The 15,705-nt window shown below is 73.4% G+C and carries 12 protein-coding genes and 1 pseudogene; 8 read left to right on the top strand and 5 right to left on the bottom strand.

All coding sequences use genetic code 11. The features are described 5' to 3' along the window. Positions 1–1,065 (bottom strand): FecCD family ABC transporter permease, encoded by a 1,065-nt coding sequence (locus ACTWO6_RS11640; protein ID WP_446219644.1) that lies wholly within the window; start codon positions 1,063–1,065, stop codon positions 1–3. Continuing rightward, positions 1,062–2,108 carry a FecCD family ABC transporter permease gene (locus ACTWO6_RS11635; RefSeq protein ID WP_446219643.1) on the bottom strand — a complete coding sequence of 349 codons (1,047 nt, stop codon included), beginning with the start codon at positions 2,106–2,108 and terminating at the stop codon, positions 1,062–1,064. Before ACTWO6_RS11635 ends, ACTWO6_RS11640 begins: the two co-directional genes overlap by 4 nt. A gap of 195 nt (positions 2,109–2,303) precedes the next feature. On the opposite strand from ACTWO6_RS11635, the gene ACTWO6_RS11630 reads away from it, so the two are divergent. Continuing rightward, positions 2,304–2,663 carry a YciI family protein gene (locus ACTWO6_RS11630; RefSeq protein WP_446219642.1) on the top strand — a complete coding sequence of 120 codons (360 nt, stop codon included), beginning with the start codon at positions 2,304–2,306 and terminating at the stop codon, positions 2,661–2,663. A gap of 5 nt (positions 2,664–2,668) precedes the next feature. Here the strand turns inward: ACTWO6_RS11630 and ACTWO6_RS11625 are convergent, their stop codons facing one another. Then, a complete protein-coding gene (locus tag ACTWO6_RS11625; RefSeq protein WP_446219641.1) occupies positions 2,669–3,142 on the bottom strand; it encodes a cytidine deaminase family protein in 474 nt (157 codons plus the stop codon). A gap of 116 nt (positions 3,143–3,258) precedes the next feature. Here ACTWO6_RS11625 and ACTWO6_RS11620 point away from each other — a divergent pair, with 116 nt between their 5' ends. Beyond that, entirely contained in the window at positions 3,259–3,936 is a 678-nt protein-coding gene (locus ACTWO6_RS11620; protein ID WP_446219640.1) for an MFS transporter, read from the top strand. 89 nt (positions 3,937–4,025) lie between these two features. After that, entirely contained in the window at positions 4,026–8,039 is a 4,014-nt protein-coding gene (gene hrpA / locus ACTWO6_RS11615) for an ATP-dependent RNA helicase HrpA (RefSeq protein ID WP_446219639.1), read from the top strand. 9 nt (positions 8,040–8,048) lie between these two features. On the opposite strand, the gene ACTWO6_RS11610 is transcribed toward hrpA, so the two are convergent. Continuing rightward, a complete protein-coding gene (locus tag ACTWO6_RS11610; RefSeq protein ID WP_446219638.1) occupies positions 8,049–8,981 on the bottom strand; it encodes a LysR family transcriptional regulator in 933 nt (310 codons plus the stop codon). Positions 8,982–9,115: 134 nt separating this feature from the next. Here ACTWO6_RS11610 and ACTWO6_RS11605 point away from each other — a divergent pair, with 134 nt between their 5' ends. The 5 genes and pseudogenes from ACTWO6_RS11605 to ACTWO6_RS11585 all read left to right on the top strand — a co-directional run bounded on the left by ACTWO6_RS11605 (position 9,116) and on the right by ACTWO6_RS11585 (position 14,107). Continuing rightward, a complete protein-coding gene (locus ACTWO6_RS11605; RefSeq protein WP_446219637.1) occupies positions 9,116–9,748 on the top strand; it encodes a succinate dehydrogenase cytochrome b subunit in 633 nt (210 codons plus the stop codon). A 2-nt stretch (positions 9,749–9,750) separates the two neighbouring features. Continuing rightward, entirely contained in the window at positions 9,751–11,688 is a 1,938-nt protein-coding gene (locus ACTWO6_RS11600; protein ID WP_446219636.1) for a fumarate reductase/succinate dehydrogenase flavoprotein subunit, read from the top strand. Next, a complete protein-coding gene (locus ACTWO6_RS11595) occupies positions 11,685–12,446 on the top strand; it encodes a succinate dehydrogenase/fumarate reductase iron-sulfur subunit (protein WP_446219635.1) in 762 nt (253 codons plus the stop codon). Before ACTWO6_RS11600 ends, ACTWO6_RS11595 begins: the two co-directional genes overlap by 4 nt. A 178-nt stretch (positions 12,447–12,624) precedes the next feature. Then, positions 12,625–12,758: pseudogene (locus tag ACTWO6_RS11590) on the top strand (glutathione-dependent formaldehyde dehydrogenase); the annotation flags it as partial. 206 nt (positions 12,759–12,964) lie between these two features. Continuing rightward, positions 12,965–14,107: an MBL fold metallo-hydrolase gene (locus ACTWO6_RS11585; RefSeq protein WP_446219634.1), complete on the top strand. Its 1,143-nt coding sequence runs from the start codon at positions 12,965–12,967 to the stop codon at positions 14,105–14,107. Positions 14,108–14,132: 25 nt separating this feature from the next. Here ACTWO6_RS11585 and ACTWO6_RS11580 read toward each other — a convergent pair whose 3' ends face one another. Beyond that, positions 14,133–15,644 carry a deoxyguanosinetriphosphate triphosphohydrolase family protein gene (locus ACTWO6_RS11580; protein ID WP_446219633.1) on the bottom strand — a complete coding sequence of 504 codons (1,512 nt, stop codon included), beginning with the start codon at positions 15,642–15,644 and terminating at the stop codon, positions 14,133–14,135. Between the last annotated feature and the right edge of the window lie 61 nt (positions 15,645–15,705).

The raw sequence follows: 15,705 nt of genomic DNA, 5'->3' as shown, positions 1-15,705 counted from the left end.
TCACGCGGACCTCCGCCGACGTCGGACCAGCAGGAACATCAGGTACGGACCGCCGATGGCGGCGGTGAGCACGCCCGCCGGCAGCTGGGTGGGGGCGAAGATCCGCCGGCCGGCCAGGTCGGCCAGCACCAGCAGCAGCGCGCCGACCAGGGCGGCGCAGACCAGCGGCGGCCGCTCGGCGCGGACCAGCCGGCGGGCCACCTGCGGGGCGACCAGCGCGACGAAGTCGACCGCGCCGACCTGGGCGGTGACGGTGGCGGCCAGCACGACGCCGGTGGCGGCCAGGCCGAGCCGCCGGGCCGCCGGGCGCAGCCCGATCCCCCGGGCGGTGTCGTCGTCCAGCGCGGTGCCGTTGAGCGCCCAGCCGGCCCAGGCCAGCACCGGCAGCAGGACGGCCAGGGTGAGCGCGATCCAGAGAGTCTCGGACCAGCCCCGGCCGGCCAGGGTGCCGATCAGCCAGATCTGCGCGCGCAGCCCGTCGATCGGGTCGGCGGAGAGCATGACCACCTCGGTCAGCGCCCGCAGGGCGAACGCGACGGCCACTCCGGCCAGCACGAACCGCTGGGCGGCCAGGCCGTGCCGGGCGCCGAGGACGAGCAGCAGCAGCGCGGCGGCCAGCCCGCCGAGCAGCGCCGCCGGGGCGACCAGCGCGGCGGCGGCGCCGGTGGTGATCGCGACGGTGGCGGCCAGGCCGGCGCCCTGGGTGATGCCGATGACGTCCGGGCTGGCCAGCGGGTTGCGGGCCACGCTCTGGATGAGCGTGCCGGCGATCCCGAAGGCCGCCCCGGCGGTCGCGGCCAGCACGATCCGGGGCAGCCGCAGGTCGCGCACCACCAGGTCGTACGGGGTGCCGGCGCCGGACAGCGAGCGGAGCACGTCGGCCGGGGCGACGTACGGGGTGCCGAGGGAGAGGCTGAGCACGACGGCGGCGGCGAGCAGCACGGTGGTCACGGCGGCGACGAGCACCGCGCGGCGGCGGACCTGCACGCTGACCGGCCCGAGCCGCAGCAGCGACCGACCGGGCAGCCCGGCGTACGTCGGGCGGGACGACTCGACGGCGGTCACGCGGTCACCACCTTCGCCCGGCGGACCAGGTACGCCAGCAGCGGGGCGCCGATCAGCGCGGTGACGATCCCGGCCGGCACCTCACCGGGCGGGGCGACCAGCCGGCCGACGACGTCGGCGCCGAGCAGCAGGGCCGGCCCGAGCAGGGCGGAGACCGCGAGGGTCCACCGATGGTCGGCGCCGACCAGCGCCCGGGCCAGGTGCGGCACGGCGAGCCCGACGAAGGCGATCGGCCCGGCGGCGGCCACGGCGGCGCCGGTGAGCAGCACGGCGGCGGCGCCGCCACCGAGGCGTACCAGGCCGATCCGGTGGCCGAGGCCGCGGGCCACGTCGTCGCCGAGGGCGAGCGCGTCGAGCCCCCGGGCGACCAGCGCGGCCAGCGCCAGCCCGGCGAGGACGAACGGCAGCACCTGCCCGGCGACGCCGACGTCCCGGCCGGTCAGCCCGCCGACCACCCAGAAGCGGTACTCCTCGAAGGTGCGCGCGTCGATGCTGAGCATGGCGTACACCCCGGCGGCGAGACTGGCGTCGAGGGCCGCGCCGACCAGCGCGAGGGTGACCGGGCTGGCGCCCTCGCGGGTGCCGCTGGCCACGGCGAGGACGAGCAGGCCGGCGGCGAGCGCGCCGGCGACGCCGAACCAGACGTACCCGGCGAGGCTGCCGACGCCGAAGACCGCGATGGCGAGCACCACGCCGAACGAGGCGCCGGCGCTGATGCCGAGGATCCGCGGTTCGGCGAGGGGGTTGCGGGTGAGCGCCTGGAAGAGCACCCCGGCGACGGCGAGCGCGAGCCCGACGATCAGCCCCAGGGCCGTCCGCGGCAGGCGCAGCTCCCGGACGATGGTGGTGGCCTCGCCGCCGTCGGGGGCGGTGAGCGCCTGCCACACCTGGTCGACGGCGAGCGGGCGGCTGCCGAGGGCGAGGCTGGCCAGCAGGGCCAGGACCAGCAGCAGGGCCGCCGCCGCGGCGACCGCCGCCCGGCGGCCGGACCGCCGGCGGCTCGGGACGCCGGCCCGCTCAGGTCGGGTGGCGACGGTGGTCACGGCAGGGTTCGCCCCTCTCAGCTTAGGATCGCCTTACCTTAGCCGAGCGTCTTAGGCCTGCCTAACTCGGATTCGTCGATGCGGCGTCGCCGACAGGGCCCGAGCGGGGGGCGCCGGCCGGTCGGCACCGCCCGGACGGGGCCGCTACCGGGAACAAGAAGACAATCAGCGCCTTGTCGCCCCTAGGCTGGCGGCATGCGATTCGACCAGCACACCGTCGTCCTCCTGGTCCGTCCGCCGGACCCGCCCGAGCTGCCGCTGGACGCGGTCGACCGCCTGCAGGACGCGCACCTGGCGCATCAGGCCGGGCTGGTGGAGCAGGGCGCGGTCCTCGCCGCCGGCCCGTTCCTCGGCGCCGACGACGAACGGCTGCGCGGCTTCGCCGTGCTCTCCGTGGACCCGGAGATGGCCCGCGAGCTCTACGCCAACGACCCGGCCGTCCGGGCCGGACGGCTGGCCGTCCAGGTGATGAGCTGGATGGTGCCGGAGGGCAACGTGCGCTTCGAGCAGGTGGCCGTCCCCCGGTCGATGCTGGAGGCGGCGTCGGGCGACTGACCGGGTCAGTCCTCCGCGGCCTGGCGGCTGCCGGGCACCACGGGCATCGGCCACACCCCGGCCCGCGGCACGGTCGCGACCTCCACCTGATGGTCGGCCCAGACATACGTCTCGGGCAGCAGGTCGGCCACCGGCACCGCGCGCAGCCCGTCCGCCGGCCCGACGATCACCTTGATCGACGGGAAGTAGTCGAGCAGCACCTGCCGGCAGCGGCCGCACGGCGGGATGACGCCCCGGCCCCGGTCCCCCACCGCGACGATGGTCTCCAGCTCGGTCACGCCCTGGGTGGCGGCGGCACCGATCGCCACCACCTCGGCGCACGGTCCGCCGGTGAAGTGGTAGACGTTCACGGCGGTGAAGACGCGCCCGTCGGCGCTGCGCGCGGCGGCGGCGACGGTGTGGTTCTCGCTGCGGCAGCGCAGCTTGGCGACGGCGGTGGCCGCCTGCACCAGCGCCCGGTCGGTGTCCCGCATGATCATCCCGCCCCCGTGCTCGACGTCGGTCGGCGAAACTCTAGCCCGTACGACCCGCGATCTCTGCTCGGGCGGGCCGGCCACGCCTCCGGTACGTCCGCATCTTGGCCCGGCTGCCGCAGATGCTCATCGTGCACCTGGTCGTCTGGGTGGTCACCGACCGGGGACTCGGACCCGGGCTCTTCGGGCTGGCGCTGAGTGCCGCCGGGGCGGGCGCGTTCCTGGGCACGGCCGTCTCGCTCAGGGTGGCCGCCCGGCTCGGCCACGGCCGGAGCTTCGCCTGCGCGCTCACCCTCTCCACCGGGACCCCGCTGCTGATCGCCGTCCTGCCCGGTGCCGGGACGAGCCTGGCCACCGCGCTCGCGTCGGTCCAGTTCGTCAGCGGCGTGGGGCTCGGCGTCGCCAACGTCCTCTCGATCACCCTGCGGCAGACCGTCATTCCCCGGGGCGGGCTGGCCCGGAGCAACGGCGGCTACCGGCTGCTCAACTACGGGGTGCTGCCGCTGGGCAGCGCGCTCGGCGGGGTGCTCGGTCACACCGTCGGCAGCCGCGCCGGGGTCGCGGTCGGCGCGGTGGGCCTGGCCGCGTCCGCGCTGCCGATGCTGACCCGGCGGATCCGCTCGCTGCGCAGCCCGGAGGACGCCCGAACGCCGCAGGCACCGGACGTCGCCGGCCCACATCGCGTCCCGGCCCCGGCGCCACTCGCGCGGCTGAAGCGCCAGGCGCGGCTGAAGTGCCGGGGGCGGCGCCCCGGCGGGCGGAGGGCCGGCGCGGGCCACCCGGGCGGGCGGTGCAGCTGATCCTCAGGCGCGGGGGGCCGCGCCTGCGGGGCGGGCGGGCGGTAACCCGGGGGCGGTCGGGCGTCGGCCTGCCTATTCTTGGCGACGACATGCAGAATCCAGCCGTACCCGCCGTGCCCGACGCCGTTCGCGAGCTGCACCGCCGCCTCCCCGACCTGATGTTCCGCGACCAGCGCCGGCTGCAGCGGCGGCTGGACGGGGTCCGCAGGCTGCGCGACCCGGAGCGCCGGGAGGCCGCGCTCGCCGAGATCAGCGCCGACGTCGCGCGCGCCGAGGCGCGGCTGGCGAGCCGGCGGGCCGCCGTGCCGGTGATCACCTACCCGGCACAGCTGCCGGTCAGCGAGCGCAGGGACGACATCGCCGCAGCGATCCGGGACCACCAGGTGGTGATCGTGGCCGGCGAGACCGGCTCCGGCAAGACCACCCAGCTACCCAAGATCTGCCTGGAGCTGGGGCGCGGGATCAACGGCCTGATCGGGCACACCCAGCCGCGCCGGCTCGCCGCGCGTACGGTCGCCGACCGGATCGCCGAGGAGCTCGGCACCGAGCTGGGCGACGTGGTCGGCTACAAGGTCCGCTTCACCGACCAGGTGGGCGAGAACAGCCTGGTCAAGCTGATGACCGACGGCATCCTCCTGGCCGAGCTGCAGACCGACCGGATGCTGCGCCAGTACGACACGCTGATCATCGACGAGGCGCACGAGCGCAGCCTCAACATCGACTTCATCCTGGGCTACCTCCGGCAGCTCCTCCCCCGCCGTCCCGACCTCAAGGTGATCATCACCTCGGCGACCATCGAGACCGACCGCTTCGCCCGGCACTTCGCGGACGCGGCGGGCGAGCCGGCACCGATCGTCGAGGTGTCGGGCCGCACCTACCCGGTCGAGGTGCGGTACCGGCCGCTGGTCGAGGTGACCGAGGCCGAGGAGGAGGACGCCGACGAGGAGAACGTCCGCGACCAGATCCAGGCGATCGGCGACGCGGTCGAGGAGCTCGCCGCCGAGGGACCCGGCGACATCCTGGTCTTCCTCAGCGGCGAGCGGGAGATCCGGGACACCGCCGACGCGCTCGGCAAGCTGGTGCAGAAGAAGCGGTCGCTGCTCGGCACCGAGATCCTGCCGCTCTACGCCCGGCTCTCCACCGCCGAGCAGCACCGGGTCTTCGCCCCGCACGCCGCACGCCGGGTGGTGCTCGCCACCAACGTCGCGGAGACCTCGCTGACCGTCCCTGGCATCAAGTACGTCGTCGACCCGGGCACGGCGCGGATCTCCCGCTACAGCAGCCGCCTCAAGGTGCAGCGGCTGCCCATCGAGCCGGTCTCGCAGGCCTCGGCCAACCAGCGCAAGGGGCGCTGCGGTCGCACCTCGGACGGCATCTGCATCCGGCTCTACGACGAGCAGGACTTCCTCTCCCGCCCCGAGTTCACCGACCCGGAGATCCTGCGCACCAACCTGGCCTCGGTCATCCTCCAGATGACCTCGATCGGGCTGGGCGACATCGGCGCGTTCCCGTTCATCGACCCGCCGGACCGGCGCAACGTCACCGACGGCGTGAACCTGCTGCACGAGCTGGGCGCGCTCGACCCGACCGAGACCGACCCGGCGAAGCGGCTGACCCCGCAGGGCCGGCGGCTGGCGCAGCTCCCGGTCGACCCGCGGCTGGCCCGGATGGTCCTAGAGGGCGAGCGCAACGGCTGCGCCACCGAGGTGATGGTGATCGCCGCCGCCCTCTCCATCCAGGACCCGCGGGAGCGGCCGGCGGAGAAGCAGGCCCAGGCCGACCAGGCGCACGCCCGGTTCGCCGACACAGAGTCGGACTTCGTCGCCTTCCTCAACCTCTGGCGCTACCTGCGGGAGCAGCAGCGGGCGCTGTCGTCCAGCGCGTTCCGCCGGATGTGCAAGGCGGAATACCTGAACTACCTGCGGGTCCGCGAGTGGCAGGACATCGTCAGCCAGTTGCGCCAGGTGCTGCGTACCCCGGAAGGAGGGCGACCGGCGCGCGAGGGCGACGGCGGGCGGCGCGGCGTCGGCGCGGACCTGCCGGAGGAGATCGACACCCCGAAGGTGCACCAGTCGCTGCTGCCCGGCCTGCTCTCCCACGTCGGGCTCAAGGAGGCCCAGAAGCACGAGTACCTGGGCGCCCGGGGGGCGAAGTTCGCGCTCTTCCCCGGCTCGGCGCTGTTCAAGAAGCCGCCGCGCTGGGTGATGGCCGCCGAGCTGGTGGAGACCTCCCGGCTCTGGGGCCGGGTGAACGGCCGGATCGAGCCGGAGTGGGTCGAGCCGCTGGCCCAGCACCTGGTCAAGCGGAGCTACAGCGAGCCGCACTGGGAGAAGAAGCAGGCCGCGGTGATGGCCTACGAGAAGGTCACCCTGTACGGCATCCCGCTGGTCACCTCCCGCAAGGTCAACTTCGGCCGGATCGACCCGGCGCTGTCCCGGGAGCTGTTCATCCGGCACGCCCTCGTCGAGGGCGACTGGCAGACCCACCACCAGTTCTGGCGGGACAACCAGCGGCTGCTGGCCGAGATCGAGGAGCTGGAGAGCCGGGCCCGGCGGCGGGACATCCTGGTCGACGACGAGACGATCTTCGGCTTCTACGACCAGCGGATCCCCGCCGACGTGGTCTCCGGACGGCACTTCGACTCGTGGTGGAAGAAGACCCGCCGGGACCAGCCGGACCTGCTCACCTTCACCCGGGAGCTGCTGGTCAACGCCGGCCGGGGCGGAGTGGACGAGGCCGACTACCCGGACGAGTGGCGGGCCGACGGGGTGGCGCTGCCGCTGACCTACCGCTTCGAGCCGGGCACCCCCACCGACGGGGTGACCGTCGACATCCCGCTGCCGATGCTCAACCAGGTGCCGGCGGAGAGCTTCGACTGGCAGGTGCCGGGGCTGCGCGAGGAGCTGGTGGTCGCGCTGATCCGGTCGCTGCCCAAGGCCGTCCGCCGCAACTTCGTCCCGGTGCCCGACTACGCCCGCGCCGCGCTCGCCGAGCTGCCGGCCGGCGAGGAGCCGCTGCTCGACGCGCTCACCCGGCAGCTGCGCCGGATGACCGGGGTGACCGTCCCCCGGGACGCCTGGGACCTGGCAAAGCTGCCGCCGCACCTGCGGGTGACGTTCCGGGTGCTCGGCGAGGACGACAAGCCGGTCGCCGAGGGCAAGGACCTGCCGACCCTGCAACGCCAGCTCCGCCAGGAGGTACGCCAGGTCGTCGCCGCCGCCGCGCCGGACGTGGCCCGCACCGGGCTGAAGGAGTGGAGCATCGGCACCCTGCCGCGCACCATCGAGCAGGTCCGGGCGGGCTACGCGGTGACCGCGTACCCGGCCCTGGTCGACGAGGGCGCCACGGTCGGGGTGAAGGTCTTCGACTCCGAGGCCGAGCAGGCCGCCGCGCACTGGGCGGGCACCCGGCGGCTGCTGCGGCTGACCGTGCCCTCCCCGGCGAAGTTCCTCCAGGGGCGGCTGTCCAATGAGGCGAAGCTGGCGCTGAGCCGCAACCCGCACGGCGGCGTGCAGGAGCTGATCGAGGACGCGGCCGGCGCGGCGATCGACAAGTTGATCGCCGACGCGGGCGACCCGGCCTGGGACGCCGAGGGCTTCGCCGCGCTGCGCGACAAGGTCCGCGCCGACCTGGTGGACACCGTGGTCGAGGTGATGGATCGGGTCCGCCGGGTGCTCGCCGCCGCGTACGCGGTGGAGCAGCGGCTCGGTGCGACCCGGAACCTGGCCGTGGTGGCCGCCCTGGCCGACATCCGCAACCAGCTCTCCGGCCTGGTGCACAAGGGTTTCATCACCGAGACCGGCTACGCCCGCCTCGCCGACCTGCTGCGCTACCTCACCGCGATCGAGCGCCGGCTGGACCGGCTGCCCGGCAACCCGCAGCGGGACAAGCAGCAGCAGGACCGGATCGCGGGGGTGCAGAAGGAGTACGCGGACATGCTCGCCGCGCTGCCGCCGGCCCGGCGGAGCTCGGCGGCGGCACGGCAGATCCGCTGGATGATCGAGGAGCTGCGGGTGAACGTCTTCGCCCAGGGCATCGGCACCCCGTACCCGGTGTCGGAGCAGCGGATCTACCGGGCCATGGACGACGCCGAGGGGCGCTGAGCCGCCCCGTCACGACAGCGGCTCGACGCCCGGCGGGAGCTGGTCGGTGGCGGTGGCGTCGTGGACGTACTCCAGGAGGATGCGGCGCAGCTCGCGCCCGGCGTGGGTGGGGACCACATCCTTGCGGCGGGCCACCGCGATGGTCCGCCGCACGCCCGGCGGGGCGAGCCGGGTGACCCGGATGCCGGGCCGGCGGGCGACCACGATCCCGGGCACCAGGGCGACGCCGAGCCCGGCCTCGACGAAGCTGAGCACGGCGTCCATCTCCCCGCCGTCGACCGAGAACGTCGGTTCGAAGCCGGCCTCCCGGCACGCCTGGAGGGTGGCGTCGCGCAGGTCGTAGCCCTCGCGGAACATGACGAGCGGCTGGTCGCGCAGGTCGGTGATGCGCAGCTCGCCGGTGCCCGAGGTGGCCGGCAGCGGGTCCACCGAGGCGACCACCAGGCTCTCCCGCAGGATCGGGTCGGCGCGCAGGCCGGGATCGGTGCCCGCCGCCGGCATGATGATCAGCGCCAGGTCGAGGTCGCCGCGGAGCAGGTCGCGGACCAGGTCCTGCGAGCCGCCCTCCTCGACCCGGAGGTCGACGGTGGGGTGGGCGTCACGGAACCGGCGCAGCACCGGCGGGGCGAGCGAGGTGGCCAGACTGGGGGTGGCACCGAGCCGCACCCGGCCCCGGCGCAGCCCGACCAGCTCCTGCACCTCCCGGCTGGCGGTGTCGACGTCGGCGAGGATCCGCTTGGCCAACGGGAGCAGCACCTCGCCCGCCGCGGTGAGGGCGATGTTGCCCCTTACCCGTTCGAAGAGCGGGGCCCCGAGGTCGGTCTCCAGGGCGTGAATTTGCTTACTCAACGAGGGCTGGGTTATGCCTACCAGGTCGGCAGCTTGGGTGAAATGTCGTACTTCTGCGACCGCGACGAAGTACCGGAGCTGATGGAGCTGCATCTACATAGCCTACGGCTATCAAGACTGCGAGGTCGATGCATTGGACGACTGATCAAACTGCTCCTAGCGTCGATCGCGTGGTAATCACGAAAACTCGGTCGCCTATCCGCTCCAGCGTCGGTCTCAAGGCCGTCATGGCGGTGACGGGCATTCTCCTGGTGCTGTTCCTGATCGCACACATGCTCGGCAACCTGAAGGTGTTCACGGGGGAGACCTCGTTCGACCACTACGCGCACTGGCTGCGCGACATCGGCACCCCGCTGCTCCCATCGACCTGGTACCTGTGGATCCAGCGGACCGTGCTGACCGTCGCCGTGCTGGCCCACATCGGCGCCGCGACCGTGCTCGCGATGCGCGCCCGCGCCGCCCGCCCGGTCCGGTACGCGCACCGCAAGAAGGTCCAGGGCAGCTACGCGGCCCGGACGATGCGCTGGGGTGGGGTGATCATCCTGCTCTTCGTGATCTACCACATCCTGGACCTGACCACCGGTCACCTGAACCCCCAGGGCGACGCCAGCAACCCGTACGGCAACGTGGTCGCCGACTTCGCGCCGGAGCGCTGGTACGTCACGCTCTTCTACGCCCTGGCGATCGTCACGCTCGGCTTCCACCTGCGCCACGGCGCCTTCAGCGCGTTCCGCAGCCTCGGCCAGCAGACCCCGAAGGGTGAACGCCGGGCGCGCAACGCGGCGCTGGTCTTCGCGGTCGTGCTCTGCGTCGGCTACCTGGTGGTTCCGTTCGCCGTACTCACCGGATTGGTGTCCTGACCATGGATCTCTTCATCGAGGGCGACCCGATCGCCGACACCAGAGCTCCCGAGGGCCCGATCGAGGCCCGCTGGGACCGCCGCCGCTTCGAGGCGAAGCTGGTCAACCCGGCCAACCGCCGCAAGATGACGGTGATCGTGGTGGGCACCGGCCTGGCCGGCGGCTCCGCCGCGGCCACCCTGGCCGAGCAGGGCTACCAGGTCAAGTCCTACTGCTACCAGGACAGCCCACGCCGGGCCCACTCGATCGCCGCGCAGGGCGGCATCAACGCCGCCAAGAACTACCGCAACGACGGCGACTCGGTGCACCGGCTCTTCTACGACACCGTCAAGGGCGGCGACTTCCGCTCCCGCGAGTCGAACGTGCACCGACTGGCCGAGGTCTCGGTCAACATCATCGACCAGTGCGTCGCGCAGGGCGTGCCGTTCGCCCGCGAGTACGGCGGCCTGCTCGACACCCGCTCCTTCGGCGGCGCGCAGGTGCAGCGCACCTTCTACGCCCGGGGCCAGACGGGCCAGCAGCTGCTGCTCGGCGCGTACCAGGCGCTGGAGCGGCAGATCGGCCTCGGCAACGTGGAGATGAACGCCCGGCACGAGATGCTGGAGCTGGTCATCGTCGACGGCAAGGCCCGGGGCATCGTCGTCCGGGACCTGGTCACCGGCGAGATCACCACCGAGATGGCCGACGCGGTCGTGCTCGCCTCCGGCGGCTACGGCAACGTCTTCTACCTCTCCACCAACGCCAAGGGCTGCAACGTCACCGCCACCTGGCGGGCTCACCGCAAGGGCGCGTACTTCGCCAACCCCTGCTACACGCAGATCCACCCGACCTGCATCCCGGTCTCTGGCGACCACCAGTCGAAGCTGACCCTGATGAGCGAGTCGCTGCGCAACGACGGCCGGGTCTGGGTGCCGAAGGCCAAGGGCGACGACCGCAACCCGAAGGACATCCCCGAGGACGAGCGGGACTACTACCTGGAGCGGATCTACCCCTCCTTCGGCAACCTGGTCCCCCGCGACATCGCCTCCCGCGCCGCGAAGAACGTCTGCGACTCCGGCCGCGGCGTCGGGCCGACCAAGCTCGGCGTCTACCTCGACTTCGCCGACGCGATCAACCGGCTCGGCCGCAAGGCCATCGAGGCCAAGTACGGCAACCTCTTCGAGATGTACGAGCGGATCACCGGCGAGGACCCGTACGAGGTCCCGATGCGGATCTACCCGGCCGTGCACTACACGATGGGCGGCCTCTGGGTCGACTACGACCTCCAGTCGTCGATCCCGGGCCTGTTCGTGATCGGCGAGGCGAACTTCTCCGACCACGGCGCGAACCGGCTCGGCGCCTCGGCGCTGATGCAGGGGCTGGCCGACGGCTACTTCGTGCTGCCCAGCACCCTCGCCAACTACCTGGCCGCCGGCCCGTTCGAGCGGGTCGAGGCGAGCCACCCGGCGGTGGTCGAGGCGCGCGCCGACGTCGAGGACCGGATCCAGCGGCTGCTGGCCGTCAACGGCGACCGGACGGTGGACTCGTTCCACCGGGAGCTGGGCCAGATCATGTGGGAGCACTGCGGCATGGAGCGCTCCGAGGCCGGTCTCCGCAAGGCCATCGACGAGATCCGGGCGCTGCGCGAGCAGTTCTGGCAGCGGGTCCGCGTCCCGGGCGACGGCGAGGGGCTCAACCAGTCGCTGGAGAAGGCCGGCCGGGTGGCCGACTTCTTCGAGCTGGCCGAGCTGATGTGCATCGACGCCCTGCACCGCGAGGAGTCCTGCGGCGGCCACTTCCGGGCCGAGCACCAGACCCCTGACGGCGAGGCGCAGCGCGACGACGAGCACTTCGCGTACGTGGCGGCCTGGGAGTACACCGGCACCGGCGAGCCGTCCGTGCTGCACAAGGAAGACCTAAAGTTCGAATACGTCCACCCCACGCAGCGGAGCTACAAGTGAACCTGACCCTGCGCATCTGGCGCCAGAAGGGCCCTGAGGACAAGGGTCGGATGGTGACCTACCAGGTCGACGACGTCTCCCCGGACATGTCGTTCCTGGAGATGCTCGACGTGCTCAACGAGCGGCTCATCCTCCAGGGCGAGGAGCCGGTGGCGTTCGACCACGACTGCCGCGAGGGCATCTGCGGCATGTGCGGCCTGATGATCAACGGCGACGCGCACGGGCCGCAGCGCGGCACCACCGCCTGCCAGCTCCACATGCGGCAGTTCAAGGATGGCGAGACGATCGACATCGAGCCGTGGCGGGCCCGCGCCTTCCCGGTCATCAAGGACCTGGTGGTCAACCGGGGCGCCTTCGACAAGATCATCGCCGCCGGCGGGTACATCACCGCGCCGACCGGCAGCGCCCCCGAGGCGCACTCCACGCCGGTGGCCAAGGCCAACGCGGACGCCGCCTTCGAGTCGGCCGCCTGCATCGGCTGCGGCGCCTGCGTGGCGGCCTGCCCGAACGGCTCCGGCATGCTCTTCACCGCCGCCAAGATCACCCAGCTCTCGCTGCTGCCGCAGGGCCAGCCCGAGCGGTACACCCGGGTGATCGGCATGGTCGACGCGCACGACGAGGCCGGCTTCGGCGGCTGCACCAACGCCGGTGAGTGCACCGCGGTCTGCCCGAAGGGCATCCCGCTGAACACCATCGGCCGGCTCAACCGCGACTACCTCGCGGCGACCGCCAAGCGCGGCGACACCCCGGGCACCTGAGCCCGCCGCCCCACCAGCGCGGACACCGACCGCCGTACTCCGCCCCGGGGTACGGCGGTCGGTCTTTCCGGGACCGGACGGCGGCGGCCCCGGGCCCGGGCACGCCGGGCACCGCCGGTTCAAGCGCCCCACCGCGGGTAGCAGTCCGATGGACGGCACGGCAGAGGGGCATTCAGGGATGAAGGCACTGACACGGCAGGGCAAGCGTGACGTCCGGGTCGAGGAGGTATCGGACCCCGCATCGAGGAGCCGACCGACGCGATCGTCCGGATCACCTCGACCGCGATCTGCGGCTCCGACCTGCACCTGTACGCACGACGGCATCGTGTTCACGCCGAACCCGGCGGTGAGTCGGTCCGGGGCGGCTGACTGCCGGACCTGTCGCAGGTGGTCCGCTCGGCGGGATCGGCGCGACGGTCGGCTCGGCGGCTCGGCGCCGGCTGGGCTGAGCGCGCGGGCGCGACGGCGGCCGGGTGGCTACCGTGTACTGCGGGACACGGCGGAGGGGACGGACGAGGATGGGCGAGACAGCGGATCGGGCGGTCGAGCGGGCGCTCGGCCGCCGACTGTGGCGGATGGCCGGGGTGGCGGCGCTGGCCGGCGTGGCCTGGGTGGGCCGCGACGTGCCGGCGCAGCTCGGCGGCCGGCTGACCGGCGCGCGGGCGGAGCGGGCGGCCCGCTCGCCCCGGTTCCGCGACGGCACCTTCCACAACCCGACGAGCACCCGCACGATGGTCGCCGACCCGGGCCGCAACCTGGTCAAGGAGCTGATCTTCGGCAAGCAGAAGCGGCGGCCCAACGGTGGGGTGCCGCTACTGCGCCCGTCCGCCGCGCCCGCCGCCGACCCGGCCCGGGAGCTCAACGTCGTCTGGTACGGCCACGCCTCGGCGCTGATCGAGATCGAGGGGCGCCGGGTGCTGCTCGACCCGGTCTGGAGCGACCGGTGCTCCCCGTCAACCCGGGTCGGCCCGCGCCGGATCCACGAGCCGCCGGTACGCCTCGACGAGCTGCCCCCGGTGGACGCCATCCTGATCTCGCACGACCACTACGACCACCTCGACCTGGCGACCGTACGCGGGCTGGTGGCCCACCAGTCGGCGCCGTTCCTGGTGCCGCTCGGCGTCGGCGCCCACCTCGACCGGTGGGGGGTGCCCGAGGAGCGGATCATCGAGCTGGACTGGTCGGAGAGCCACCAGATCGGCGGCCTGACCATCACGGCCACCGCCGCCCAGCACTTCTCCGGCCGGGGGCTGCGCCGCGACGGCACGCTCTGGAGCTCCTGGGTGGTGGCCGGCGCGCACCGCAAGGCCTTCTACACCGGCGACTCCGGCTACTTCGAGGGGTACGCCGAGATCGGCGCCGAGCACGGGCCGTTCGACGTCACGCTGATGCAGATCGGCGCGTACGACCGGGCCTGGCCGAGCATCCACATGTTCCCCGAGGAGGCGGTCGCCGCCCACCTCGACCTGCGCGGCGGGCTGTTCATCCCGGTGCACTGGGCGACGTTCAACCTGGCCCTGCACGACTGGGCCGAGCCGGTGAACCGGCTCTGGGTGGAGGCGAAGGCCCGGGACGTCCGCCTGGCCGTGCCGCGCCCCGGCGAACGGGTGGTGGTCGACGACCCGCCGGCCGTGGACGGCTGGTGGCAGGCGATCGTCTGAGCCGTCCGGCGGGGGCCGGATGGCCTCAGAGCACGAAGGCGTCCGTCCAGAGGGCGCCGGAGCGGCCGGAGAGGGCGTCCAGCATGGCCACCGCCTGGCCGTCGGTGAGCTGCGCGACGAAGTCGACGATGGCCCGGCCCCGGGCCCGGCCGATCCGGTCCGCCGTACGCGGGTGCAGCTCCGCCTCGGCCAGCTCCACCAGGTCGTGCAGCCGGCGGGGCAGCCGGGACTCCTCCTCCGGGTCGAGCAGCCACTCCCAGAGCGCCTCCACCAGGGTGCCCAGCAGCCGGGCCTGACCGCGCTGGTGCAGGGCCAGGTCGGGGCGGGCCAGCACGAACCGGTGGTGGACGAACTTGAGCACCTGCACCTCGTGCCACTGCGCCTCGGCCAGCAGCACGTGGCCGACGCGGACGTTCGGGTCGGCGGTCACGGTGATCGACTCGACGAACCGGGTGGACCAGCGGGCGGAGAAGCGGGCCACGTACTGCTCCGCCTCGATCGAGCCGTCGAACGGGAGTGCGAGCAGACCCTCCACCAGCTCCTCGCGGACGTGCTCGACCGCGGCGGCGAACGCGTCGTCGTCGGCGATCCAGGCGTCCTTGCGGTGCAGCTGTCGGCGCAGCCGTTCGATGGCCGAGCCGGGGCGACGGGCCGCGGCGGCCAGGGCGGCATCGGTGATCGCCCGGAAGTGCCCGCTCTCCCGCTGCCAGGCCATCAGCTCGGCGGCCACCGCGCCCTGCTGGAGCACCCCGACCCGGTAAAAGTCCTCCACGTCGTGGATGGCGTACGCGATGTCGTCGGCGGTGTCCATGATGGACGCCTCGGGGGTCTGCTGCCAGTCCGGGATCCGCCCGACGAACGGCTCGCGGGCCTGCCGCAGGTCGTCCACCTCGGTCCGGTACGCGCCGAACTTCGACGACCCACTCTCCGGGTCGTCCAGCGGTGGGGTGGCGCCGCGCGGCGCCGGGTCGAGATGGCGCGGGTGCGGGTCCGGGTGGTCGAGCCGGGTCCACGGGTACTTCAGCATCGCCGCCCGCACCGCGGCGGTGAGGTCCAGCCCGGTGGTCGCCGCGCCCCGGATCTCGGTGCTGGTCACGATCCGGTACGACTGCGCGTTGCCCTCGAAGCCGTCGGCCAGGCCGAGCCGCTGCCGGGCCAGCCGGTCCAGCACCCGCTCCCCCAGGTGCCCGAAGGGCGGGTGGCCGAGGTCGTGGGCGAGCGCGGCGGCCTCCACCACGTCCGGGTCACAGCCACCCAGCTTCTCCAGCAGGACGCGGTGCTCCCCGTCGGCGACGAGCCGTTCGGCGACCGCGCGGGCCACCTGGGCCACCTTCAGGCTGTGGGTGAGCCGGTTGTGCACCAGCAGGCCCGAACCGCCCGGGCTGACCACCTGGGTCACCCCGTTCAGCCGGGCGAAGAAGGGCGAGGCCACGATCCGGTCCCGGTCGGCCCGGAACGGGCTGACGGCCAGGTCGCCGAGGGCCCGGGCGCTGCCGCCGAAGAGCCGCCGCGCCCGTGGGTCGGCAGGTGGTTCCATGATCGCCACGCTAGTACAGCCGGCGGGGGCGGCGGCAGTCGTCCGGGGCGACCGGCAGAAT

The organism is Micromonospora sp. IBHARD004 (assembly GCF_052814115.1).
Note: the sequence above shows the minus strand (reverse complement) of the source record. Positions and strands in the feature narration are given on the sequence as shown.

Coding starts and splice junctions, on each gene's coding strand:
- ACTWO6_RS11605 (WP_446219637.1), top strand. CDS start 9,116: ATGGCGGTGACGGGCATTCTCCTGGTGCTGTTCCTGATCGCACACATG.
- ACTWO6_RS11610 (WP_446219638.1), bottom strand. CDS start 8,981: ATGCAGCTCCATCAGCTCCGGTACTTCGTCGCGGTCGCAGAAGTACGA.
- ACTWO6_RS11600 (WP_446219636.1), top strand. CDS start 9,751: ATGGATCTCTTCATCGAGGGCGACCCGATCGCCGACACCAGAGCTCCC.
- ACTWO6_RS11630 (WP_446219642.1), top strand. CDS start 2,304: ATGCGATTCGACCAGCACACCGTCGTCCTCCTGGTCCGTCCGCCGGAC.
- hrpA (WP_446219639.1), top strand. CDS start 4,026: ATGCAGAATCCAGCCGTACCCGCCGTGCCCGACGCCGTTCGCGAGCTG.
- ACTWO6_RS11585 (WP_446219634.1), top strand. CDS start 12,965: ATGGGCGAGACAGCGGATCGGGCGGTCGAGCGGGCGCTCGGCCGCCGA.
- ACTWO6_RS11625 (WP_446219641.1), bottom strand. CDS start 3,142: ATGATCATGCGGGACACCGACCGGGCGCTGGTGCAGGCGGCCACCGCC.
- ACTWO6_RS11580 (WP_446219633.1), bottom strand. CDS start 15,644: ATGGAACCACCTGCCGACCCACGGGCGCGGCGGCTCTTCGGCGGCAGC.
- ACTWO6_RS11620 (WP_446219640.1), top strand. CDS start 3,259: ATGCTCATCGTGCACCTGGTCGTCTGGGTGGTCACCGACCGGGGACTC.